At 32.8% G+C, this 24,915-nt stretch carries 21 protein-coding genes and 2 pseudogenes; 18 read left to right on the top strand and 5 right to left on the bottom strand.

Features of this window, described 5'->3' with window-relative positions; genetic code table 11:
* The first annotated feature begins 582 nt into the window (after window positions 1-582).
* Genes ACSKY2_RS02785 through ACSKY2_RS02775 form a run of 3 tightly spaced genes read left to right on the top strand, consistent with a single transcriptional unit; the run spans window position 583 to window position 2,801 of the window.
* On the top strand, window positions 583-1,032 hold the full coding sequence (locus ACSKY2_RS02785) for a NanQ anomerase/TabA/YiaL family protein (protein WP_489878070.1): 450 nt from the start codon (window positions 583-585) through the stop codon (window positions 1,030-1,032).
* Between the two features lie 12 nt (window positions 1,033-1,044).
* Complete coding sequence (locus ACSKY2_RS02780; protein ID WP_489878069.1) at window positions 1,045-2,307, top strand: MFS transporter; 1,263 nt, start codon at window positions 1,045-1,047, stop codon at window positions 2,305-2,307.
* A gap of 26 nt (window positions 2,308-2,333) precedes the next feature.
* Complete coding sequence (locus ACSKY2_RS02775; protein WP_489878068.1) at window positions 2,334-2,801, top strand: NanQ anomerase/TabA/YiaL family protein; 468 nt, start codon at window positions 2,334-2,336, stop codon at window positions 2,799-2,801.
* 127 nt (window positions 2,802-2,928) lie between these two features.
* On the opposite strand, the gene ACSKY2_RS02770 is transcribed toward ACSKY2_RS02775, so the two are convergent.
* Window positions 2,929-3,936, bottom strand: a complete 1,008-nt coding sequence (locus ACSKY2_RS02770; protein WP_489878067.1) for a LacI family DNA-binding transcriptional regulator — start codon at window positions 3,934-3,936, stop codon at window positions 2,929-2,931.
* Between the two features lie 424 nt (window positions 3,937-4,360).
* Between ACSKY2_RS02770 and ACSKY2_RS02765 the strand changes: the two genes are divergently transcribed.
* The 5 genes from ACSKY2_RS02765 (at window position 4,361) to ACSKY2_RS02745 (ending at window position 9,560) form a co-directional block, all read left to right on the top strand.
* Window positions 4,361-5,317, top strand: coding sequence for an NAD(P)-dependent oxidoreductase (locus ACSKY2_RS02765; protein ID WP_489878066.1), 957 nt, complete (start codon window positions 4,361-4,363; stop codon window positions 5,315-5,317).
* Window positions 5,318-5,389: 72 nt separating this feature from the next.
* The gene (locus ACSKY2_RS02760; RefSeq protein ID WP_489839300.1) at window positions 5,390-6,397 is read left to right on the top strand and encodes a hypothetical protein; all 1,008 of its coding nucleotides are present in this window, start codon (window positions 5,390-5,392) and stop codon (window positions 6,395-6,397) included.
* Between the two features lie 11 nt (window positions 6,398-6,408).
* A complete protein-coding gene (locus ACSKY2_RS02755) occupies window positions 6,409-7,935 on the top strand; it encodes an FGGY-family carbohydrate kinase (protein ID WP_489878065.1) in 1,527 nt (508 codons plus the stop codon).
* A gap of 1 nt (window position 7,936) precedes the next feature.
* Window positions 7,937-8,839 (top strand): L-ribulose-5-phosphate 3-epimerase, encoded by a 903-nt coding sequence (locus ACSKY2_RS02750; protein ID WP_489878064.1) that lies wholly within the window; start codon window positions 7,937-7,939, stop codon window positions 8,837-8,839.
* On the top strand, window positions 8,832-9,560 hold the full coding sequence (locus ACSKY2_RS02745; protein ID WP_489839337.1) for an L-ribulose-5-phosphate 4-epimerase: 729 nt from the start codon (window positions 8,832-8,834) through the stop codon (window positions 9,558-9,560). Before ACSKY2_RS02750 ends, ACSKY2_RS02745 begins: the two co-directional genes overlap by 8 nt.
* A gap of 372 nt (window positions 9,561-9,932) precedes the next feature.
* On the opposite strand, the gene ACSKY2_RS02740 is transcribed toward ACSKY2_RS02745, so the two are convergent.
* Window positions 9,933-10,430: a GNAT family N-acetyltransferase gene (locus tag ACSKY2_RS02740; RefSeq protein WP_489878063.1), complete on the bottom strand. Its 498-nt coding sequence runs from the start codon at window positions 10,428-10,430 to the stop codon at window positions 9,933-9,935.
* 430 nt (window positions 10,431-10,860) lie between these two features.
* Between ACSKY2_RS02740 and ACSKY2_RS02735 the strand changes: the two genes are divergently transcribed.
* A complete protein-coding gene (locus tag ACSKY2_RS02735) occupies window positions 10,861-11,130 on the top strand; it encodes a hypothetical protein (protein WP_489878062.1) in 270 nt (89 codons plus the stop codon).
* 182 nt (window positions 11,131-11,312) lie between these two features.
* On the opposite strand, the gene ACSKY2_RS02730 is transcribed toward ACSKY2_RS02735, so the two are convergent.
* Window positions 11,313-11,462, bottom strand: coding sequence for a hypothetical protein (locus tag ACSKY2_RS02730; protein WP_489878061.1), 150 nt, complete (start codon window positions 11,460-11,462; stop codon window positions 11,313-11,315).
* Between the two features lie 32 nt (window positions 11,463-11,494).
* Complete coding sequence (locus ACSKY2_RS02725; RefSeq protein WP_489878060.1) at window positions 11,495-12,397, bottom strand: helix-turn-helix domain-containing protein; 903 nt, start codon at window positions 12,395-12,397, stop codon at window positions 11,495-11,497.
* Between the two features lie 104 nt (window positions 12,398-12,501).
* On the opposite strand from ACSKY2_RS02725, the gene ACSKY2_RS02720 reads away from it, so the two are divergent.
* From ACSKY2_RS02720 to ACSKY2_RS02695, 6 genes and pseudogenes are all read left to right on the top strand, one after another.
* Window positions 12,502-13,776, top strand: coding sequence for an MFS transporter (locus ACSKY2_RS02720; protein ID WP_489878059.1), 1,275 nt, complete (start codon window positions 12,502-12,504; stop codon window positions 13,774-13,776).
* A 66-nt stretch (window positions 13,777-13,842) separates the two neighbouring features.
* On the top strand, window positions 13,843-14,436 hold the full coding sequence (locus ACSKY2_RS02715; RefSeq protein ID WP_489878058.1) for a DJ-1/PfpI family protein: 594 nt from the start codon (window positions 13,843-13,845) through the stop codon (window positions 14,434-14,436).
* Window positions 14,437-14,801: 365 nt separating this feature from the next.
* A complete protein-coding gene (locus ACSKY2_RS02710; protein WP_491737206.1) occupies window positions 14,802-16,196 on the top strand; it encodes an MFS transporter in 1,395 nt (464 codons plus the stop codon).
* Between the two features lie 294 nt (window positions 16,197-16,490).
* Window positions 16,491-17,003 carry a PadR family transcriptional regulator gene (locus ACSKY2_RS02705; RefSeq protein WP_489878056.1) on the top strand — a complete coding sequence of 171 codons (513 nt, stop codon included), beginning with the start codon at window positions 16,491-16,493 and terminating at the stop codon, window positions 17,001-17,003.
* A gap of 788 nt (window positions 17,004-17,791) precedes the next feature.
* Window positions 17,792-18,169: pseudogene (locus ACSKY2_RS02700) on the top strand (FtsX-like permease family protein); the annotation flags it as partial.
* Window positions 18,170-19,068: 899 nt separating this feature from the next.
* A pseudogene (locus ACSKY2_RS02695) lies at window positions 19,069-20,012 on the top strand (aldo/keto reductase).
* A gap of 331 nt (window positions 20,013-20,343) precedes the next feature.
* Here the strand turns inward: ACSKY2_RS02695 and ACSKY2_RS02690 are convergent.
* Complete coding sequence (locus ACSKY2_RS02690; RefSeq protein ID WP_489878055.1) at window positions 20,344-21,192, bottom strand: hypothetical protein; 849 nt, start codon at window positions 21,190-21,192, stop codon at window positions 20,344-20,346.
* A gap of 160 nt (window positions 21,193-21,352) precedes the next feature.
* Between ACSKY2_RS02690 and ACSKY2_RS02685 the strand changes: the two genes are divergently transcribed.
* The 3 genes from ACSKY2_RS02685 to ACSKY2_RS02675 all read left to right on the top strand — a co-directional run bounded on the left by ACSKY2_RS02685 (window position 21,353) and on the right by ACSKY2_RS02675 (window position 24,879).
* Complete coding sequence (locus ACSKY2_RS02685) at window positions 21,353-21,886, top strand: TetR/AcrR family transcriptional regulator (RefSeq protein ID WP_489878054.1); 534 nt, start codon at window positions 21,353-21,355, stop codon at window positions 21,884-21,886.
* Window positions 21,887-22,798: 912 nt separating this feature from the next.
* Window positions 22,799-23,500 (top strand): response regulator transcription factor, encoded by a 702-nt coding sequence (locus tag ACSKY2_RS02680; RefSeq protein WP_489878053.1) that lies wholly within the window; start codon window positions 22,799-22,801, stop codon window positions 23,498-23,500.
* Between the two features lie 8 nt (window positions 23,501-23,508).
* On the top strand, window positions 23,509-24,879 hold the full coding sequence (locus ACSKY2_RS02675) for a sensor histidine kinase (protein ID WP_489878226.1): 1,371 nt from the start codon (window positions 23,509-23,511) through the stop codon (window positions 24,877-24,879).
* Window positions 24,880-24,915 lie beyond the last annotated feature (36 nt).

Below are 24,915 nucleotides of genomic sequence, written 5' to 3'. Positions count from 1 at the left end.
CATGAATTATATTAATCGGTTAACCTATGACACGAATTGTATTATCTGTCACAAATAAATGCAAGCGTTTTCTGTTTGTTTACCAAAATTATTTTAGATAAAAAGCATTCTATTAGTGTTATATAATATATATTTATAATTTGAAATAATTATAGTATTTGGTTTAATTTTATAATTAAACATATCATTAACAATTTTTTTTGTTTATCGATTAATTAATGAAAATAATCGTATTGATTATTTTGTTAATTACAAAAGAAAATGTCATGGTATTTTTAACTTATTGTGAATAATCGAGTAATTTTTAAAAAAAATAAATGTTTTTATACATTGATTTGACAGCTTTTACAATATTTTGGCAACGTATTTTGTGAAATATATATAAAATGGTTGCAATTAAAAATGAAATCGCTTACAATAGCTCTTGTAAGTTAGTTAAGCGATAAACCTACAAAAAGTAATTTTAGTTATAAATGTTGATTTTATAGTAATATATTGAATAAATTATTACTTTATTTTTTTGAATAAATCGTTAAACGATTAACTATTTAAGATTAATTGATTTTTTGGGGAGGTAAAGTGTTGTTAATATCAAATGTGAATGAATTTAATGATAAAGATTATCAACAGATTCAAGCGGCAATCGATTATTTAAAAAGTAATCGTTTGTCAGAAATTACGGTGGGACGTCATTATCCGAATCAGGGGAAATTTTACGTACAATGTTTAGAATATGAGACGGCGAACATTGAAAATATTGACTTTGAAGTTCATCGTAATCGGCTTGATTTGCATTATGTTGTTAGTGGTGAAGAGCGAATTGATGTTGGTGTTAGGGGGCAAGTGACACCTCATTCTGAATATGATGACCAACGGGACATTCAATACGTTGAAAAACCGACTGTTTTTAATCAAATTATTTTGCATAGTGGTGATTTTGTTCTAATCGGGATGAATGAGCCGCATCGAACAAATGGGATCGTGAATCACACGTCATCAGTTAAAAAGTTAGTTTTGAAGTTAGAAAGATAAGGGATAATGGGGATGGAAACTTTATCAAATACACACAACAGATGGACTGCGAAGCAATTTTTAGTTTTAGCAGGAATATGGTTGGCTTTTTTAATTAGTTTTATTACAAGGTTATCTTGGTCGACTATTATGCCAGCAGCGATTGACTCACTGCATTTTACTGTTCAACAAGGTAATAATTATTTAACCGCTTTTTATATTGGGTACGCTATTACAGTACTTCCCGGGGGTATGTTAGCCGATAAATTTGGTTACCGTAAATTATTATTAGCGGCAGTTCTAGGTAATTTAGTTGTTATGTCAGCGATGGTGTTTATGCATGGCTATTGGGATGGTCTAGCACTACGGTTTATTTTAGGATTAGTTAGTGGTCCTGATTTGTCAGCATGTTTGGGTATTATTACTGAATGGTTTGGTGGCAAAAAAAGAGCTACTGCAACTGGTATTTTTAATACCTGCACGTCATTTGGTTTAACCGTTATTAATTTGTATGCACCAACTGTTATGGTGCATTATGGTTGGCGAGCAACTTTAGCAGTGACAGCATTTTTCCCATTAGTCGCATTTATATTCGCTTATTTTGCACTTAAGGGGAACCCACCTTATCCGCAACAATTTGTCATTAAAAAGAGTGATGGAGAAGTTGAAGAAGAAACGGCGCTCGAGCGTATAAAGAAAGCAGTCAATAATCGTAGTGTTTGGATGCTTGCGATTACAGGTTTATTTGCAACTGGTGCCAAGTGGGGTGTTACGAATTGGGCAAATTTGTTCATTGTAAAGAATTTGCACTTTAGTTTGGTGACGGCTGGTGTTGCAATGTCTATTTTTGGAATAACTTCCGTCATATCAATGGTTGTTGCTGGTTGGATTTCAGATCATTCAACACTCTCAAAGCATGCTTGGGCAGCAATATTTATGGCAATCTTTACGCCAACTATTATTGGCTTTACATTTGTGCCACATGGTAATATCGCTATGCTTTACTTTTGGACTGGTGCAATGGGTGTTGGTGCATTTATGTTCAGTACCATTACGAATAATTTATCGGTAGAAGTTGCACCGGCTGATCAAAGAGGTACAGTATCAGGATTTATAAACGCATTCAATCAAGTAGGATCATTTTTGGCACCAGTATTATTGGGTCAAATTCTAGCAACTACAGGTAGTTATGTTACATCATACCTAATTATTTCAGTATTTCCATTGATTGCAGTGGTTGCATTAATGTTTGTACGTGAGTCAGATGCACATAAGTATGATGAAGTTAGCGATTAAACACATTTAGAATAGGGGAAAATAAAATGGAATTTGGATTAAGCAAGAACCACATTAGAAATGAAAAAGTACAAGAACGTATTCAGTTAGCTTTAGATTGGTTAGATAAGCATACAACCGAAGAGTTATTAGCAGAGCCTTTAGGTGCAAAAAAGATTGCGGAAGGTGTTGAGTTACGGTTCCAAGAGTACGATACACGTGATTACAGTGCCATGGATTATGAGACACATCGCGATCATATTGATATTCATTATATGATTACAGGAGCCGAATGGGTACGCTGGGCAGACATTGGCACAACTGAACCGACTGATGAGTATGACCCAGAAGAAGAAATTCAACACTTTCATCATCCAAAATTTCATAGTAAGGCATTGTTAACAGATCGACATTATGCGATTTTTGATCCGAGTGATTTACATGCAGCTCATGGTATGGTCGATGGTCAGGTTGGGCACAATCATAAGCTATGTGTCAAAATTGCACTTGCTTAAAATGTAAAATTTTAATTTAAAAAGCAGTAGATTATAGTGAAATACCCCATAATTGTATACCTAACAATTATGGGGTATTTCATTAGAAGATTGGTCGTCTACTACTTTTGTATTTCAAAAAAGTCGTTTAGAAACTATCTCGAATAATAATGTCTGTTGGGATAGTTTTCATTCTAGGTGCCGGTTCACTTGTATAATCCATTGCCAATTTTTCCTTGAGCAAATCCATAGCAGCATAGCCAATAGCAACAGAATCTTGACTAATACAGCTAATACCGGGTGTCATTAATTGCATCCAATCAAAATTTTCATAAGTTGCAACACCAAAATCATCAGGATAGGTATAACCTAAACTTTGAGTGACCATCAAAAAATTTTGTAAAACGCGTGAATTCATTGTAAAGAAACCAACTTTATCATGACGATTACTAATGATTTGATGAATCGTCTGCGTAAAACGATCATCGTTTGTGGATTCATAATCATAAGGAATGGTTAGCAAGTGATCATCGTTTGTATATTTTGTTGCATTTTTAAAACCAGTGTATCGATTAATACGTGTACTAATACCGGATAGTGACCAAGTGACAAAATATAAATCAGTATAACCAGAAGCTAACATTTTTTGTGTCATTACTTCAACAGATTTCATATTATCGGTAGTAACTGTATCGATAATGCTTCTTTGAGCTTGTCGATCAACAATAACGGTATATGTATTTGATAATCTTTGGTAAGTATTATTATTTGGATTAACTGGATCAATGATTAAACCAGCGACTTCTTCTTCCAGTAATCGATTAATATTTTCGATTTCTTTCTGTTCGTCGTTATTTGAGTTCGTAAACACTAGTTTGTAACCATAGTCTAAACAGCGCTCTGAAATACCAGAAATAACGGGCGATGTAAACGGATTAGTAATATCGGCTACAGATACACCGATGGTTTTATTTTCACTTTTTGCGAGATTTCTTGCTGTTGTGCTTGGCCGATAATTCGTTTTTTCAATGATGTTGGCCAACTTTTGTTTTGTATTTTGTGACATTTTAGTATAGTTACCGTTCAAATAGTTCGAGACTGTTGCGGTTGAAACGTCACTGAGTTTAGCAATGTCTTTTATCGTGAATTTATCCATGTGTCATAAGTTCCTTTTAAATTTTAATTTATTTTATATATTTAAAAATAATAAATAACCGTTAATTTATATTGATTTTCCCTAATGCTTCTTAAATTAGTAAAACGGGTAACATCCTACAATAGTTTGGAAGAATATTTTCAAATAATTCTAAGCTAATTAATCATTATTATTTCTAATTAAAGCACATATGATAAGTATATGTAAAGAACAGATAGCTTTGCGATATAACGTAAATAATACTTGAAAAGATGAGACGTAAGAATTAAAAAACGTTGAAATATTTGACAAAAATACGAGCATGAGATAGAATTCACTTGTAGATAGTTAATCGCTTAACTAAATTATATTGTTGTCAAATATAAGCTTTAAAAAATAAAATTAAAGCGAATAAAGAAGTTGAAAAAACAGGGGATTTTTAAAGATGAATAAAGCAAAAGTATTAGTGACTGGCATCATACCTGAAGCAGGTTTAACTGAATTGCGTCAAAATTTTGATGTTACTTATGAGCCTGAAAAAGAAACGCGTGAGTGGATTTTAGATAATTTAAAAGATTATGATGGCCTATTATTGATGGGAACTAAGGCTGATAAAGAATTAATTGATGCAGGTACTAATCTAAAAATTATTACAGCCAACGGTGTTGGTTTTGATCATATTGATATAACATATGCTAAGGAAAAAGGAATCGTTGTTTCAAATTGTCCGACAGGTGTACGAGTACCAACGGCTGAAATGACTTTTGCATTATTGTTGGCAACGGTTCGTCGTTTATCTTTCTATGATAAAGTAGTTCGTAATGGTGATTGGATTGACGTTTCTGAACAACAGTACATGGGAATGAGTTTACAAGGTAAGACGCTTGGTATCTATGGTATGGGACGTGTTGGGTCAGAAGTTGGTCATTTCTGTCAGGCATTGGGAATGACAGTCATCTATAATGATGTTCGTCGTTTGGATGCTGATTTAGAAAAAGAACTCGATGTAAAATATGTTGATTTCGATACGTTAGTTCGCGAATCGGATGTTGTTACGTTGCATGCGCCAGCACTTCCTTCTACAAAAGGTATTTTCAATAGCGAGGTATTCAATAAAATGAAGAATACGGCTTACTTGATCAATGCAGCACGCGGCGTATTAGTTAAAGAAAAAGATTTAGTTGATGCATTGGTATCTGGTCAAATTGCAGGTGCTGGCTTAGATGTTTTTGAAAATGAACCAGTCGTTTCAAGTGAATTGCGGGCATTAGATAATGTTATTATGGCACCACATGCAGGAACAGGTACCTTAGAAGCACGGACTGCAATTGCTAAAGAAGCATCTAATAATTTGATATCATTCTTAAAAAAGGGTGAGCCGTTAAATTATGTTAATGCATAGCTTTAAAAAAGATAGGAGTAATCCTATTTTTTTAATGTTTTCGTTAATCGGTTAACCAAAGAAGAGGAAATTATGATATTTACAAAAGTATTTGAAGATGAATTAGATCATTGTTATGCCATTATGCGGCTTAAAAATAATAATGAGGATTTTATTGTTGTGGCATCAGAAGAAGATAGTCCTTGTTATGCCTATGATTTAAATAATAATTATGCAAGAAAGACTGTTTGGTCAACCGTAGGCGGTACGATGACAATGGTACAAATTCCAGAGACTTTGAATTTTTTGGCAACACAAAAATTTTATCCTGGATTTAATGCACCACATTGTCGGATTGTTAAAGAAAAATTCAATGGTCACGATTGGGATCAAGTAGTTGTTGGCGACTTTCCTTATATTCATCGTTTTGATATTTTTCCAAAGTCAGACCATACGGGTTATTGGTTTGTTGGGTGCTCAATTGCAAACTCCAAAAAAGATGTAGATGATTGGTCTGATCCAGGAAAGATATGGGTTGGTGAGTATGATGACGACCGTGAGACGGTGAACAATTTACATACGCTTGATTTTGCTTTGACCAAGAATCATGGCTATAAACGTATGACCGATTATTCATTGATTACTGGTGTGGAAGGTATTTTTAAGTTACAACATCCAACGGCAACTAGTGATTGGCAATTAACGCAGTTATCAGATATTGAAACTTCAGATATTTTTAGTGCTGATATTAACAAGGACGGACAAACTGAATACCTAACAATAGAAGGATTTCATGGTCCATATCTAAGAATTTCAGATGAAAACTTTAACACGATTAAATTAAGTCAGCCAGAGACACCATTTGGTCACGCAATTTGGGGTGGTACATTAATTGACGGTAATGAATACTTTATTTTCGGTTGGCGTGCAGGTAAACAAAATTTAGAGTTAATCACTAGTGATCAATTAGATACACAATTGATTGATGAAAAAGTTGGTCCAAGTAACGTGACAGTTTATGAAAAAAATGGTCGAGAATTTTTACTATCAGCGAATCGAGAATCAAACAAAGTAGCTGTTTACGAGATTAGTCTAAACTAGGGGAAAGTTTTATGACAAACTATTATTTAACAATTGATAATGGTGGCACAAATACAAAGGTGACTATTTTTGACGATAAAGGTTGTCAAACTTCAGTTTCAGCCTTTCCGACAAAAGGACTTGAACGAAAAGCAGGATTCCATGAAATTAATTTACTAGATCTAAAAGATAAATTAGTAATTGCTGTAAAGGATGCATTAACTAAGGCTAGCCTATGTGGTAATGATATTGTTGGCGTTACAACGGTGGGTCATGGTAAAGGATTGTATGTTCTAGATAAGAATAATCAAATTTTTATGAATGGTATTTTATCTGCTGATAGTCGTGCAGCAGATTATGCAGCAAATTTTGAAAATAAAGTGACAGAAATTTTTGACATTAGTCACCAACATGTGATGTCAAGTCAGGCACCGGTTATTTTGCGATGGTTAAAAGAGTATGAACCTGAACGTTACAATCAAATTGGGAAAGTTTTATCCAATAAAGATTTTGTACGGTTTTTATTAACTGGTGAAATTAAGCAAGAAATTGGGGATGCATCTGGAAATAACTTTATTAATTTAAATTCAAGACAATATGATCAGAGACTATTTGATTTTTTTGAAATTTCTGAAATGTTCGATAAGATGCCAGATTTGGTAAATGCGACTGATCAATGTGGTGTCATCACGAATGAAATTGCGACGATGACAGGGTTACGAGTTGGTACGCCAGTATTTGGTGGAATGTTTGATATTGATGCATGTGCAATTGCGACAGGTGTCTTAAATAATGACAAACTAAGTTTAATTGCAGGTACATGGAATATGAATACATTTGCTGACAGTAAATTAGCCTCACTTGAAAGTGGCTTAATGAACTCTATTTTTCCAACGGGTAAGCATTTGATTGAGGCCTCAAGTCCAACTTCAGCTGGAAATTTGTCGATTATCATTAATATGTTGATGACATCGGAAATACGTGATGCAAAGGCAAGTGGTAATTCAATTTATGATACTTTAGAGGTGTTTTTAGAAAACACCGATGCGAACTTTTCTAAAGTTATTTTCTTTCCTTATCTATATGGTAGCAATTCTGATGCGAAGGCAACTGCTTCATTTATTGGTCTCCAAAGTACCACAACAAAATCGGAGTTAATTCGAGCTGTGTATGAAGGAATAACTTTTGCTCATAAGTATCATGTACAAAAGTTATTGACTGTTTTAGGCAAGAAACCAGAAGTTATTCGAATGTCTGGTGGTGGTACAAATTCATCAAGTTGGGTACAAATGTTTGCAGATGTTTTAAATTTGCCGATTGAATTAGTTGAAGCTAATGAACTTGGTGGTTTGGGTGGCGCCATGGCAGCAGCGGTAGGTTCAGGTGAATATGCGACCCTTGAGGAAGCTGTTGTTAAGATGTGCCATGTTAAGAGAAGGTATGAGCCCCAAGCTGATCAAACGTCTGTTTATGACAAAAAATATGCGGCATTTGTTTCATTGATGAATGCTTTAGATGGTAATTGGGAACTCTTAAAGTCATTTCAAGAAGGTAAATAACATGACAGTAAATGCATTGGGAATTTATGAAAAAGCCTTGCCACAGGATTTAACGTGGGAAGAAAAATTTAATTTAGTACACGAATTAGGATTTAATTTTTTAGAATTTTCTATTGATGAAAGTGACGACAGATTAGCTCGTTTGGATTGGACACGCGCTCAAAGAACGGATTTTAGAGATATTATGTGGAAGACGCATAGTCGTATTAATACCTTAATGCTTTCAGGACAACGACTCTATCCATTGGGTTCTGCCGATGAAAAAATTCGTCAAGAATCGTTAACCATTATGGAAAAAGCAATTGATTTGGCCGTTGACTTAGGCATTAGGAATATTCAAGTGGCCGGTTATGATGTGTATTATGAGAAGAAAACGGTTGAGTCACGAGAATTATTTGTTGAAAATTTAGAAAAATGTGTGCGTATGGCCGCCAAAAAAATGGTAATGCTTTCAATAGAAACAATGGATGATCCATTCATTAATTCGATTAGCAAAATTTCACATTATAAAAAATTAATCAAAAGTCCTTGGTTACAAGCTTATCCCGATTTGGGAAATATTTCTGCCTGGCCAGAAAATGATATTTCTTACGATATTGAGGATTATGTGCAAAATATTGCAGCTATTCATCTTAAGGATACTTTACCAGTCACATCCACATCCAAAGGAAAATTTAAAGAAGTTCCATTTGGTACAGGTTGTGTTGATTTTGAAGGATGTTTACGGATGTTAAACAGACTAAATTATTCAGGAAGTTACACCGTTGAGATGTGGACAGGTGCTAATAACAATGCGATCGCCGAATTGAAACATGCTAAGAAGTTCTTTGCTGATATTTTCGAAAAAGTGGGTATTATGCAAGAGCCGATAGATTATTTTGAAGGAGTAAAAACGAATGCTTGAAAATTTAAAACAAGAAGTTTATGAGGCTAATATGAAACTGCCAGCGTTAGGCTTGGTTTCTTTTACTTGGGGAAATGTATCTGGTATTGATCGGGAAAAAGGATTATTTGTTATTAAACCATCTGGTGTTTCATATGATGAATTAAAACCTGAGCAAATGGTTGTTATTGATTTAAATGGTAAAGTTGTTGAGGGTAATATGAATCCATCAAGTGATACGCCAACACATACGTATCTGTATAATCATTTTCCAAACGTTGGTGGGATTGTGCATACGCATTCACCATGGGCTGTTTCTTTTGCTGCTGCAAAAATGGATGTTCCGGCAATGAATACGACACATGCAGATACCTTTTATGGTGATATTCCGGCGGCAGATGCGCTTAACCAAAGCGAGATCGAAGAAGATTATGAAGGTAATACTGGTAAAACAATTGTAAAGACATTTAATGAACGACACATTGATTATGAAGCGGTACCAGCAGCTTTAGTTAGTCAACACGGTCCTTTTGCGTGGGGACCAACACCGGACAAAGCAGTCTATAATGCGAAAGTTCTTGAAGTAGTTGCTGAAGAAGATTATCATACAATGTCATTAACGCATAATAATTCTGATTTACCACAATACTTGTTAGATAAGCATTATTATCGTAAGCATGGTGCAAATGCTTATTACGGACAAGATAACGCGCAATCAAAAAATCATGCTGATCACGTTTAATAGGCATGTATGCCAAAGATAGTAAGAAACTATTTTGCATGATACGCCTTAAACATCTTTTGTCGCACTCACTTTTTATGGACTGATATTAAATACAAATATATGATTTTTTATTAAATATCAAATTGTGTTATCAATAGAAAATATTTAAATGAATAATTGTACCTAAAAACCACTAAATTTTTCGAAATTTAGTGGTTTTTAGTTAATAATTATTTGAAATAAAAAACGCTAGTAACTGACGTTAGAGTTAGTTATCTAGACAGCAGATTTTTTAAACTTGTTTCTGCTTGAACTAGATTAGCATTCATATGGTAAAAATTTGTTAATTCATTATATTTGTTTCATAGTGTCATTCCTTACTAGAAGAACTTACTGATATTTTTTCCCTAAAATATCTAAGTCACGTTTAATACCATCCATTTCGGCTACTTCAGGTAAATGTGCCCAAGTCTGATAATTAAATTTTTTAAATAGATGTTGACTGGCAATATTGTGACTAAAAATAAACGCTAATATTGTCTCAATGCCAAGGCTTTTAACATTATTTTCCACAAATGTCAGTGCCTGAGAACCGAGGTGATTACCAATATAATTTTGATTGATATAAATGCTTACTTCAGCTGTTTTATGATAGGCAATTCGTCCATAAAAATCAGACAAACTTATCCAACCAACAGTCGTGTTTTCTAACTGAATAATCCAGAGAGGACGGTGCTTTTTGTTATGGGATAAAAACCAAGTTTTGCAGTCTGACACAGTAACGGGACTTAAGTCAGCGGTTGATTGTCGGGTTGGAATCGCTTGATTATAGATACGAACAATTTCGGGTAAATCTTTTTCCGTTGCAATGGAAAATGTTGGCTTCATGATACAGAACCTCCCATGAATGATCACTAAAAAATGTACACATTAAAATTTAGAGAATAGATGGATGCACAAGATTAAAAATTGTAGGCAAAATATGTTAATTACTGATAGGTAAATTGTAGCACGATTTATTTCGTTAACAAAAAACTGCATATTTCGATATTAGCTACTTAATATTAATAAATAATAATCTATTAGTAACTGATATTGCCAGATCGTGTATCAGTTATAAGTGATACTGTCATAAGAAATCTAGGAAAGTGGTAATATAAATATACTGCTGAACCATATGCTTTCTTTGTATAGTAAAGATATAAAATCATGGAAGATGCTTCAATTAATCTGATCAATGTAACATATAACTGATGTTGCCTTTAATGATTGGACACAGATTATTGATAGACTATTCACAATAATTGAGGTAGATAATATGTTTAAAAATGACAAAAAAATTTTTTTATTAAATTTTTTAGAGAAACATCCAAATACAAACAATGATGAGAAAAAAGTCATAAATGATACGATCAATAGAATTAATAATAAAAATCAGGACAAAGAAGTGTTGGACTTGATTAAGGCGTTACGACGGTTATCTATTGATGGTACCTTATCAGAAACTGGACGACTATTGCTAAAAAAGTTGCAACGAAGTCAATGGATAGCTGGAATTTTCAGCATTACCCCATTCTTTGGCAGATAAATAATGCTTAATGAACACGACGGATGTAAACAATAGTTGTGAAATAAATTATGGCATAAAATCTTCTTGGTTAATTTCAATAGAAGGGTAATGAGATAATTTAGTTAGGTCTACATCTGTTGGACAACTGTATAACATATAATAATCATCACTATTTTTATTTTTGTTAAGTTCGTCCAATTTTATTTTGGCTTTTTGCGGATTTTTACTAATGAACACGACTGAAACAACACCCATTTTTTATTATGTTCACTTAAAATTTCTCCTTTGAGAATAAGTTTGATTTCGTCATTGTCTGTTAGCGCCATATTAACGTAATCTTGATAATTCATACATTTTTCCCCCTGTGCAAGTGATAATACCGTTATTCAATCCGTTTGGTCAATCGATAAGCTTTTGCATCAGCCACACGGATTTTAAATATTGCATCAATGTTTAATGAAAAACTTGTTTGAAACATTGATTTAAAATCGATTATTTTAATCAGCGTTTCTTTCCCAGTTTTATAATTACCAAAGTATAACTCCCATACAGCTAACCATAGTTGTTTAGAAATTTGCCCGTTCCAATCTAAGAAAAGTTTATCGGCATCAAACTTATGGCGTAAATTATATGCTGCTTGATAATGTTTAGTATTTAAATAATTTTGTAAGACGACCCCATAGTAATTAATTAATTCATCAGAAATTTGAAAAGGGTCGGCATATTTTGTTAAATAATGTTTATAATTTTCTTCAATACGAGCTGTGATTGTTTCAATATCAATATGAAATTGTTTATGAGTTGCGATGATGGGAATCAAGATTTTAACCATTTTAATTTCTTGGAGCGTCCAACTTTTTTCATGCAATAAATGCAGCATTAACATCTGCATATTTTTTGACAATGGAAAATGATGATAGCTATAAGCGGCTAATAATACTTCGGCATAACCACTAACAATCTGTATTCGAATATTATGCGAATTTTTATGCTGTTTAACCCAGTTTGATAATGTTTTAAAAGCATGTGTTTCATATAAGTAGTTTATTTTAGCTATTAGTTGCTCAGAAATCGGTAATTCATAACCGTTGTTAATATATTGAAACTCAGAAGGCGAAATACCTAAATTATCAAGAATCATTAAAAACTTTTCGGCTTGAATATCATTAGCGCCACTTTCAAATCGATTAGCGAACGATCGTGAAATAATATTTGTATATACCTGTTTTTGTGACAAGCCTTTGATAATACGTATTTTTTTAATCGCAGGACCTAGTTTATTCATATTTTTCTCCTGTTATCATGTTGCATATTTGCAACCTAGTTAATAATATTATCTCTCAATTTATTGATAAAGTGAAATTACCAATTAATAAAGGAGAAAAAGTTATGATAATTAGTGTGCAGGCTTCAAATAAACAAATCTTTAAAGACGTATTAACTAACCTGATTAGTTCATTAAGCAGTAATATGTTTACGTATGGTCTGGGACTAATGCTTTTAAATCAAACGCATTCAGCATTAAGTTTTGGCGTCGAATTAGCGATTAGTCCAGTGATTAGTTTTTTATTTATGGTTCCAATAGGTAATTTAACTGATCGATTACCACACAAGCAAATCATTATTACAAGTATGTTAATTCGTATATTACTACTACTGGCTCTAGTATTGACAATTGATTATTTTACGGACATGTTTAAATTCATTCCAATTATCATTTTTGTTGCTGTAAATACCATTGCAACTGTTTTTGCAAGTACTGCGTATGCTGCATCAGTTCATGAATTGGTAAATGATCAAAAAATACAGCAATTAAGTTCATTAACAAGTGGTGCTAGTTCTATATCAAATATTTTCGCACCGATGTTGGGGGTTGGGGTATATGCTGCTTTTGGATTTCGTATCTTTATTTGGATAGCAATCGGTGCCTTATTAGTATCAGTAGCGATTGTGACAACGATGCATTTTTATTATAATGAACCGTCTAATATGAATGATGTCGTTGAAGAAAAATCTTCATTGAAAAATTTTCAGATGGGCCTAATTTACGTGTTTAAACGTCCATTGATCAAAACATTGATTTTGGTTGCTGTATTTCTAAATTTTATTTTTGCTGCTATCAATATTGGTTTACCGTATATTATTAATGTCCAATTAAATCTAGGTAATGCTTTGATTGGTATTTTGGATACTTTTAATGCAATTGGCGGTATTGTTGCAGCGTTATTATTAAACTTTTGGCCTAATAATAAAGGTGAAAAGTTTAAAATTATTGCGCCTTTATTTATTTGTAGTTTTTATTTTATATTGCTAGGAATCTTGTTGATCATTACTAAAAATAGTCACTTGATTAGTATAGTTGGGTCAATGGTCATGTTTTTTGGTGGTTTTGGTGTTGCGATGTTAAATATAACAACGCAAGTAAACATTCAAAAAACTACACCAACGAAAATTTTAGGACGCGTAACGACAATTATGACAACAGCTTGTACAATCATTATGCCTGTCGGGACGTTAGTATTTACATTTATTTTTCAACAGACGACTAATGGGGCAATCATTTATTTCATTGCAGGCATTATTTGGTTGTCAATCATGATTGTCGGTATGCCTTATCTCTTAAAAGCGATTAATTCGGACTTTAAATTTCGTGAAGAGGTCTGAAATTTTCGAGAGTTGCTACTGATGTAAAAATGTTATAATTGCTGAAAAATATGAGGGGTGAATTTCATGAAGAATGTTAATTTTTTACTATTTGATCGGTTTGAAACACTTGATTTGTTTGGACCTGTGGAAGTATTTGGTCAGTTAAAAGCAGATTATCAGTTGAATTATTATTCAATTGAAGGTGGCATAATCACAAGCGACCATTCAGCAGAAATTATGACAAAATCTGTGTCAGAAATAAAAGAAACAGGCATCTTGATTGTACCTGGTGGTCAGGGAACGAGAACTTTAGTCAGTAATCAAAATTGGATTGCTATTTTAAATAAACTTTGTTTACAAGCTGAAAATGTCTTAACAATCTGCACTGGCTCTGCTTTACTTGCACAAACCGGTCTTTTAGATAAAAAGAAAGCCACCAGTAATAAAAAAGCGATGGAATGGGTAGTTAGTACTGCTCCACAAGTTTTTTGGCAAAAAAAAGCGCGCTGGGTCGTAGATGACAAGTACTATACGTCATCTGGTATTTCTGCTGGAATAGACATGGCTTTAGGGTTTATTTCTGATAAGCATGGGCGGAAGATTGCAGAAAAGGTTGCAAAAGATATGGAATACGTTTGGAATGATGAGTCAGATAAAGATCCTTTTGCTGTAAAATAATTGTTGTGAAGTTTAAGTAAATCACTAGCTAAGTAAGTTATCCTAACGATAATTAATGTGAAAATCGTGAAGCGTTTTAATGGCGTTGATGAAAATTGCCCGTAAATTTGATGTTATTGACATTGAATTTACGGCTTTTTTGTTTATAAATAGTAGTTATTATTGGTGAATATAACGAAGATAATTCAAAATAAATCATTTTTGTGGCAATATTTTAAATTCTTACAAGGCAGTCTATTATAAATAATATTTCGTTGAAAAGAAGATATTTCAGGCTAGCTTTTTTTTAAAATCAAATGTTGACAAGCATATTAATGATGTTAATATTGATTCTATCAATATAAGTGACTGGAGATTCTTAGATAATGAAAAAGATGCTAAAAATAACGATATTCGTATTAGGCATATTTATATGCATGCTTGACACAACTGTTATGAATGTGGCATTACCACAAATTAGTGATTCATTGCATACACCATTGAACAATTTATCATGGGCACTTAATATTTATACGATTTTATTTGCGTCACTCACAATCCCATTAACCCGAATTGCTGAACGATATGGGATGAATCGTTTAATGATGTTAGGCTTCATAATATTCGGTATTGGTTCAATGATTTCGGGGCTATCGATCGGATTAAACGTTCTTGTGATAGGAAGAGGCGTTCAAAGTATTGGTGCTGCCTTAATTTTTCCGCTTTCAATGACTCTTGGTATTAATTTAGTAAACACTACTAAGCGTACTGGCATCATTGCGTTACTAGGAGTTACTCAGGGATTAGCAGCATCGCTCGGACCTGTCATTGGTGGCATTATTACTCAGTACTTAAGCTGGCGTTGGATTTTCTTCATTAATTTTCCCATTGTATTATTAACAATAATAATTGGACTACTCGTATTAGATTTAAAGATTGCTGGACAAAATATGACAAACTTTGATGTTTTAGGGGCATTATTTAGTGTTTTATTTCTATTAAGTCTTACGACAGCTTTAACACAGGGTCGATTATGGGGATGGTATTCTTGGCGTTTAATGACGTTGATCATAATCACAATCATTTTTTTTGCAGCATTTGTAGTCATCGAGTTAAAATCAAAAAAACCTATGATACCACTGGCATTATTTAAGAATAAGAATTTTAATGGTGCAACAATAGTGATTGTGCTCAGTAATTTATTTTTAGTAGCTGTCACTGTCATATTGCCAACCTATTATACAGATGTTGAACATTTAAATGCTTTAGGTGCATCATTAATGATTTTTCCGATTACAATATTTATTTTTATTATGTCCCCAATTGCTGGATTTGCCTTGAAAATACTTGGACCAAGAATTTTAATATCATTTGGGTTTGTTCTTATGACTATTGGTTATATCGGCTACGCAAATAATGGACTTGATTCACAAATATATGCCTCGCTGTATGGCTGTTTTGTAGGAGCAGGTTATGGGTTGATTACAGGACCCATAACAGTTATTGCAGCATCAAATTTTACGGGAGAATTGTTATCTGCATCTCAAAGTGTCAGTGGTGTACTACGACAAGTCGGGACTGTGTTAGCAGTAGCAATATTTGTTACGGGTCTATATACAAATATATCTGGGGCTCAGCAAAAATCATCTGGGTACGTCAGTCAAACCGTTAAAAAGTTGCCTGTTCCAGCTCAAGTCAAGACAGCTATCATAAAAAAATCAAAAGATGGCATAAAAAGCCAGCAAAATGTGCAGTTGTCAAAAATATTGACAAAGAAGTAAATCAAACATTAAAGCAAATCAAGGTTCAAGCCACAGTAAATATCATCAATGCGTTTAAAAAACTTTATAGCATTTCAGTACCTATCCTTATCGTTGTCATTGCATTTATGTTAGGCTTTTGGGAAAATAAAAACAATAATGGCAGTTGATACTACAGAATTAGTAATTTATAATAATCAATGTTTATATTGACTTAATTAATATAAACATGATAATGACAAAGTCGTCCATGTTATCCTAAAAGTATTTGGTCAGACAGTCTCTAGAATTTATAACATTGTAAAGGAGTCAGTCGTGAAAGGTAGAGAAGTTATCTTAGGGTTGTTATCAACTCGTGGCGGTTTATCGGGCTATCAAATAAATGATATTGTTCGTAATCAATTAAATCATTTTTATGACGGTGGGTACGGTATGATCTATCCAACTTTAAAAAAACTAGAGAAGGAAGGATTAGTAACGAAAGAAAAGATTACTCAGGATGAAAAACCGAATAAAAATATTTTTCATATTACTAATGCTGGAAACGAGGCATTTCAAACAATCGTCAACGAGAAGACTGAACCGGAAATTTTTAAATCAGACTTTTTACTCAAACTTTATTTTAGTAATTCATTGACGAAGGATAGAAAGCGAACACTTTTAGAAGAAGAATTAATTCGAAAAAAAGAAAAATTGGCTACATTAGAGAATAATCTAAATCAATGGCTTAAAAATGGTATGTCTGAAGACCAAAAATTCACAGTTGATTATGGTATGGCATATTATAAAACAGCAATTACAATGATTGAAAAAAAATTATCTGAATAATAAATTCATAAACTTCGACTTAAAGCTTTATTTTAATGACATTAAAGCCTCTATTAGAAATTATGAATATAAAAAACTGATATTAATTTGGACTTTGAGTTGTTTCCAATAATTATCGATATTTCAAAGTTACAACCAATTACAGTGCAAGAATTAAGTATTTTCACTGGACAACCGCACTCTACAACAAGCTGACAACTGCAACGATTAAAGGCGAGTAGGTTGATTCTGTCTACTGTTAGTCCCTTAGATAGTCGTAGTCGTGTCGTTAAGTTAAGTGATGATGGCATTGACCTGCTAGATAAGATTAAAAAGAGTAGACTTCAATTTTTAGATAGAGCATTTTGTAACGTACCTAAAAATATAATAGAAACTATTTCAGCAAATTGAAGGCTTTTAACGGAAATATTAATGACACAAATTGACTGAAAAACTGGCAACAATCTTTTATTTAAACAAGATTGTTGCCAGTTTATTTATTATTGTATATGGGTTAAAAATAGTATCCGACCTTATTTATTTCATTGAAATCAGATGATAACAATGAGATAAATTAAAAATGACGGAATACCATTAGTAAAAAGTTAGCTAAAATTCAAAATCTTTTTGTTGGAGACTATTATACTATTAAAGATGAACAGTAAAAGAAACTTAGAGTTAAGATTGCCAATCGGGTAAGCAGAGAACTTAATTCAGTTACTTCAGCAGTAACAGTTATAAAGTCGGATGAAACAAAAGAGACAATTAATAACATTTTGACAAGTTTAATAAAAGTGGTTTGGGTGATTATTATTGTTAGTGCACTGCTTGCATTTATTGTTTTGTATACGTTAACGAATATTAATGTTTCCGAAAGGATTAGATAGTTATCGACAATTAAAGTTTTGGGCTTTTATCCAAGAGAAGTTTTGGCATATATTTACAGGGAAACAATTACATTGACGATTGTGGGATTGATCTTAGGTAGTATTGCCGGAATATTTGTTCATTCGTATTTGATGACCATTATTACACCTGAAAATGTGCTATCAGTACCAGGTATTTCTTGGCAAATATATGCTATTGCGACATTTTTAATTGCGCTATTTACATTGTTAGTAGCTATATTAATGAAACACAAAATTGATGCGGTAGATATGTTAGAAGCTTTAAAAAGCGTTGATTGATTTGTGAAAATAAAAAATAAGTTGATTCACTCTATCAAAAATTGTGCTGAAGAATATTAAATATAATGTTAAAAATTTTAATGGTGAAATGAAATTTTAGAATCTGATGTGCGGTGAAAAATCAATTTAATTTGGTCAATAGTCCGATTTGTCATCCAATACAACTACAGCAACTGAGGCGTTGACTGATGGTTTGATAATACTTCTTAATACAAGAGAAAAATATTTTTTGATTCCTTAATAATAGATATCAATGAATAACTTGTATTATTAATTGATTAAATTTTACACTAAAACCTAACGAAGGGGGGAGCCCAAGACGTCTGTTCACGAGGAAATATCGTTAATGATATTGTTCAGGGATTTTCTTGCTGGCGTTATTGATGCATATCGACAACCACTACAAGAAGTAGGACAAACTAAAAAACGTCTATAATTTTGACAAGTCGGACGGGCTAAACTTTGTATTAAAGCAGCCACCGTTGAATTAATTTGAGCTCCGTGTATACAGCATGGCGCTCTTTTTTTGCAAATAAATCACAACATGGCAATGAAAAAACCAAAAATTTTTGGCTGTCAATACCTTAATCAAGGTAACATATTTTTTCCATTGGGGGGATGTGTTATCAGTAATATATTCAGTTTATAAATAATGGGTAGCATTAAAATGGTTAGTACTGGTAAATTAAATTTTAGAAAGCTACACTAAAATTGTGGGGTTAATTCATTGTCTTAGGGGGAGTATATGAAAAAATATAACTTTTTAAAAACTATATTTATTTAGAAACTAGAATGTAGAATTTAAAAACAAGACAGTAATTACATTATTGACGGAACAATTGTCATTATAAGACAACGACTGTTCACTATATAGAATTTGTTTTGAAAGGGGTATAGACATGACAAAACAAGTGAAAATTGGTAAAAGCAATGTTATTGCAACCAAATTGGGTTTAGGAACAAATAAAGTTGGTGGCCATAATTTGTTTCAGAATCTTGATGAAAAAGACGGCTACGCTTTATTTCGTGAAAGATTGAACAAGGAATAACCGTACTTGATACGGCATACTCATACGGATTTGGGCGCTCAGAAGAAATAATTGGTGATGTTTTACAAGATTACGATCGTTCCAAAGTAGTAATAGCCACAAAAGCAGCGCATGATAAAGAGAAAAATATGGCTATGAATAATAGTGCGGCATTCATTAAAAAATCTGTTGATGAAGCACTGTTACGACTTAAGACTGACTATATCGACATTTTTTATTTGCATTATCCAGATGATAACACGCCTAAAGACGAAGCAGTCGAAGTCCTAGATGAATTGCGAAATGCTGGGAAAATTAGGGCAATTGGTGTTTCAAATTTTTCACTAGATCAAATAAAAGAAGCTAATAAAAATGGGAAAGTTGATGTTGTTGAAAATCAATTTAGTCTAGTCTATAGGAAAAAAGTCCGAGAGGAAATGGATTACTTGCAAGAAAATCAAATTTCTTTTGTACCCTATTTTCCATTAGCCTCTGGCTTGTTGACTGGAAAATATACGTCAAAAGATTGGAACCAGTTTAAGAATAGTGATGGCGGAAAACTCCTAAAGAATTTTACAGAGAACGAATATAAAGATGCTTTGATAGGTCTAGAAAAAATACGAGAAATTTCTCAAAAGTATGAGGCTACAGTAACACAAATTGTTTTAGCCTGGTATATTGCCAATCCAGAAATTAGTATTGTTATCCCAGATGCTAGAAATCTTGAGCAAGTTAAAAGTAATGCAGTTGCACTGCAAATTAATTTGACACAAGATGAATTCCAAGAAATAGATCAAGCTTTCAAGATGTTCTAACAATTTATGAAGGGGAGCATTTATATTTGCTGGTCTGTTGTAGTTTTGTCTTGTAAAGAAGCTTTGTTTATGATTTTTACTCGACTAATAATTTGTCTGGTAAAAAGTAATATAAATTTTTAAAAGCCTGAATATAAGGTTAGACCTTGTATTCAGGCTTTTTTCGTTCAATTGCAAATAGTGTGAAAATCGTGAAATTGTCTCAGTGATTATACGAGCCATTTGCTTATTAAGGTTCTACAATATTTGGTCACCGGTTACTATAGTGTGTCAGCACGTTTATGTTGCATATAATTGTGTATTTTATAATTTATAATTAAAAAAATAATATTTAATTTTTCTTTGCCATGTGATTGATCACCGTTTCTAGTAATTTCTTTTGGAGAAATGAAGGGTGTTGTTTGGCTGCAATATGCAAACCATTGTTAAATTCAACAAGTAAGTGCCACTTATGACCCTCAGCAATTTCTTTAGGAGCACCTTCAGGTAACAGAACACCTAATTTGACTTTCATGCCATCATCAGTACGTGATAATTGGTGCATACCTAACATTTTGGTGTCTAAACCAGTATCCATTAAGTAAGTATTACCAGCCATTACGATATCAGCATTTTCCTTTGGTTGAACAGAGAAATTTGGATTAATTTTACCAGGTTTTAAATTAAGGTATGAGGGATCTTGATACATACCAAATGTTTCAATGATTTCTTGGCGACCATCCTTAGTTGCATTAAAGTAATAGTGTTCTGGATGCACTGTTGAAGGTAGATACAGATTGTTATGTTTAGCTAGTGACTGATTAAACATCATAAACTGTACAAGTGTAATGCCCTGGGTTTCAACATCAACGTAGGCTTCTTGCATGTTGACGCCTTCACGTGAATTATTGGCGATTTCTGTCCACATTGTATCGCCACGCTCAATCTCTGGTTTAAATACTTCGAGCGTCTTTTCTTTTCCCATGTGTTCACGTGTTTGTGCCAAGGCTTCTTTGGCATCAGTCAATGGTAAGCGTATTAAATCTTCATAAGAAATGACTTCATCGTTTAACGTTATATCAATTTGCTTTTTATTGAAAATCCCAAAAACATGATAATAACGACTTAATTCCATATCGCGGATTTCTTGTTGTGTAACTTCTTTACCATCAATAGAAAATTTAATTGTATAATCGCTCATTACTTTTCCTTCTTTCAAATCTGACAAATCTGATTTATTTATATTATTTGGTTAATTATATTAAGCATAAAGCTAAATTAAAACATCATTTTTTTAATAGATGTATAATAAGACAACAGATGTAGAATAAAATTGGAGGTAAATTAATGGATTTACGGTTTTGCGAACTGAAACATTAATTAGGGATAAGTTTTTACAAGCATTAGAAACAAAAAATTTTCAAGATATTACAGTTACACAATTAGCGAAAGATAGTATGGTTGATCGGACAACTTTTTATACACATTATCCCAATACATATGAATTGGCTGTGACATTAATTGATGAGCAAGTCAATCATTTTAAAGATGTTTTGGATGCTAGTCAACGAAAGAGGAGGCAACAACCAAAAGATTTTGATAGTTATTATTTTTTTTCAAAAGAATTGGTAACTTATCTGTTAGATAATGCCAAAATACTTAAAGTATTACGGAATATTCCTTTAGGAAAAATGGGTTTTGATGTGCAATTGCGAGAAGTTTTTAAAAATATGTATTTAACTTTATTTCATTATGAAGAATCTGACTTCATTACTTATTTAATGGTAAATTTAGCAATGGGTAATGTTGACTTTATAATAAACGAATCTAAAGTGCCTAAACGAGAAGAATTAATAGAAAGTGTGCAATTGATAAATCAGATTATTAATCACTAAACTGTAGTATTTAATTTAATAGTGAGTTAATGTCATTTTCAATATGGACTTGTCATGTATTAATAGTAGGTACAAATTACATGAACAAACAAAATATTTATAAACAAGATAATAGGCTGCTGTATACGAATATGATTCATGGACACCAGAATTTAACGAAAGGAGGATCAGCCGTAGTCTGTACAGCTATGTTTATAGCTGATAACGATTCGAAATATTCATACTCTGACTCGAATTCCCATAATAAATCGGAAAACTTCCAATTTATTTTTTGATTATTTCTCAATGTTTTAATAGCATTGATCATCGTGCTTTTTTTAGTATACAGTTATATATTTAGTTAGAATCCTTTAAAAAATTAGTCCTAAAGTAAAAGTTAATTTCTTTCAGATTGGTCACATTTTGATTAAACAATGTAGTTTCACCGTGATCAAACATAATACATCATGAAGTCTTTATTTTGAGTATGGACTAGTCCTCCAAGTACATGGTCGATTCTATGAATGGCAGTAGAATATATTGCTGGATGGGCAGTACTCAGTGTTACTTTAACAACTACTACAAATAAATTTTTGAATCACTAGTTGTATACACCTCTAAGAATATTCGAGAATTTCTTATGGAATGTTATTATCAAAATAGTAGGTGTTGTGTGTTTGATATGTTTTAGTTGATACTATCCAAGTCGTGTTACACGTTAATATATAAAATTAAGGATTAATTTATAGTCGATAAATCTGAGAAAAATTAAGTTTTCATTTATTTTCATCTAGTGGCATATTTGACTTGTTTAGTTTATTTTATTAAATGACAAGTGAATTAGTATCAGCATTTGTGGCGTGTTTTTCAGACAGTTGCATACTATAATACAAAAAATGACGTTTATTTTGAAATTTAACTTGGAGGCAAATCTTGAAAACAAAAATTTTACTAGTTGAAGATGAAGAAGGATTAGCAGATTCTTTAAAGACAGAATTTGAATTGGAAGACATGGTTATAATCTGGGCAAAAGATGGTCAAGAAGCGTTGGATTTATTTCACGAGCATGAACAAGAACTAAACTTGATTATTTTAGATTGGATGTTACCAAAACTAGATGGATTCAGTGTGCTACGGAGAATTAGAAAAAATAGTCAAATTCCAGTTATTATGTTAACCGCTCGCGATTATATTGGTGATAAGATTGCCGGTTTGACCGGTGGTGCAGATGATTATATGACCAAACCTTTTGAAGTAGAAGAATTACTGGCCCGGATTGAAGTTAGTTTAAGGCATAGTCAGAAAACAGATCATCAAGCTAAGGTTTATACAGTTGGGGATTTAACGGTTGATACAACCACAAAACGGGTGTCTCGTCATGACAAAATTATTCCATTAACGCAACGAGAGTATGAATTATTGGTTGTCCTTGTTACTAATGAAGATGAGACTTGTTCTCGTGATAGCTTACTAGATGAAGTTTGGGGTGTTGATTTTGAGGGTCAACCAAATATTTTAGATGTTTACGTTAGAAATTTACGCTCAAAAATTGACGCTGACCCTGGTAATCAAAAATTAATTCATACTGTACGTGGTGTTGGTTATATGCTGTCACAAAATGTGCAAGCTAGGTGAATCCCATGTTGAGTCAAAGAAAACAACAGCAATCGAGTGCAACGATTATGCTACGTAACTTAATTACAATGGTGACGATATTGACCGTTTCCTTAGGTGTGTGCATTATTATTGCCGTTGGCCACCAACTGCTGGAAGAAGTTCATCAGACGACCAATCACATTACAACTAGTCTAAAAAAAGCAAATATTGATGACGACGATGATTGGCAGGAATGGCGTCGTAATAACACATTGGATACTAGTGCTAGTTATGTTTATGTGCATAATTTACGACAAGATGCGAAGCGCGAACGATATTTTTCGCCAAATGCACAGTATATTTTACAGATTGAACCTGTAAAAGTACCGTTTATTCCAAATCTTTATTATCGACCAGCGTTTGGTTTTTTATATCATCGTGTTGTCCATGCCAAGGGTATTTACTATACGCTTTGGCAGAGTATGCATTCGCAACTGGCAGTATTATTACGTGTGATTTTAGTAACAGCGATACTTTTATGCGTGACACTAATTGTTATGCCATTGTACATTCGTCGTTTAACAAAGCGTCTCACAAATCCAATAGCTGATCTTTCACAAAATACTAAGGTCATTGCGTCTGCCAAAGAGCCTGGGTCAATGAGATTACCAGTTCCTGAACAACCAACAGAGGTTACTGAATTAGCGGCGAATTTTAATGAATTATTAGCAATGCTTAATAAAAGACAAGAACAACAAAAAATATTTGTGATGAATGCAGCACATGAATTACGGACACCGATTGCGACAATCAGGAGCCATGCGCAATTAATTGAGCGTCATGGTAAAGATCATCCGGAAATTATTGAGAAATCCGTACGTTATATCACAGATGAATCACGACAAATGCAACAATTGATTGATGAATTATTGGCATTATCACGAGTGGATCAGTTGGTATTGGACGTGCATGATATTGATTTAAGTGACACGGTTACATATGCTGTTCAAAAACTTAACAATACGTTCCCACAGAAATTCGTGATGACCATTCAACCCGATGTGTATATGAATGGAAATGAAAATGCGATTGATCAGGTTTTAAATAGTCTGTTGACGAATGCATCGAAATATTCATCTGAAGATAGTACGATTGAAATCCAACTTGAAACAAATTCACAGGGTAATTATGTCATTACGATTAAAGATCAAGGCCAAGGTATCAGTGATGAAGATAAAGCACATATTTTTGAACGGTTTTATCGTAGTGCAGAAGTCCGAGGTTCAATAAAGGGGACCGGATTGGGACTGGCAATTGCTGACCAATTAATTAAATTAATGGGCGGGGACATTCAAGTTAAAGATAATCACCCGCAAGGGAGTATTTTTATATTGACAATACCTGCGCATACCATATGATAGTTTTAAAAAAGTTTCTCAATTTTTTGAGAAACT

This window comes from Weissella sp. ESL1156 (assembly GCF_058505625.1).
Note: the sequence above shows the minus strand (reverse complement) of the source record. Positions and strands in the feature narration are given on the sequence as shown.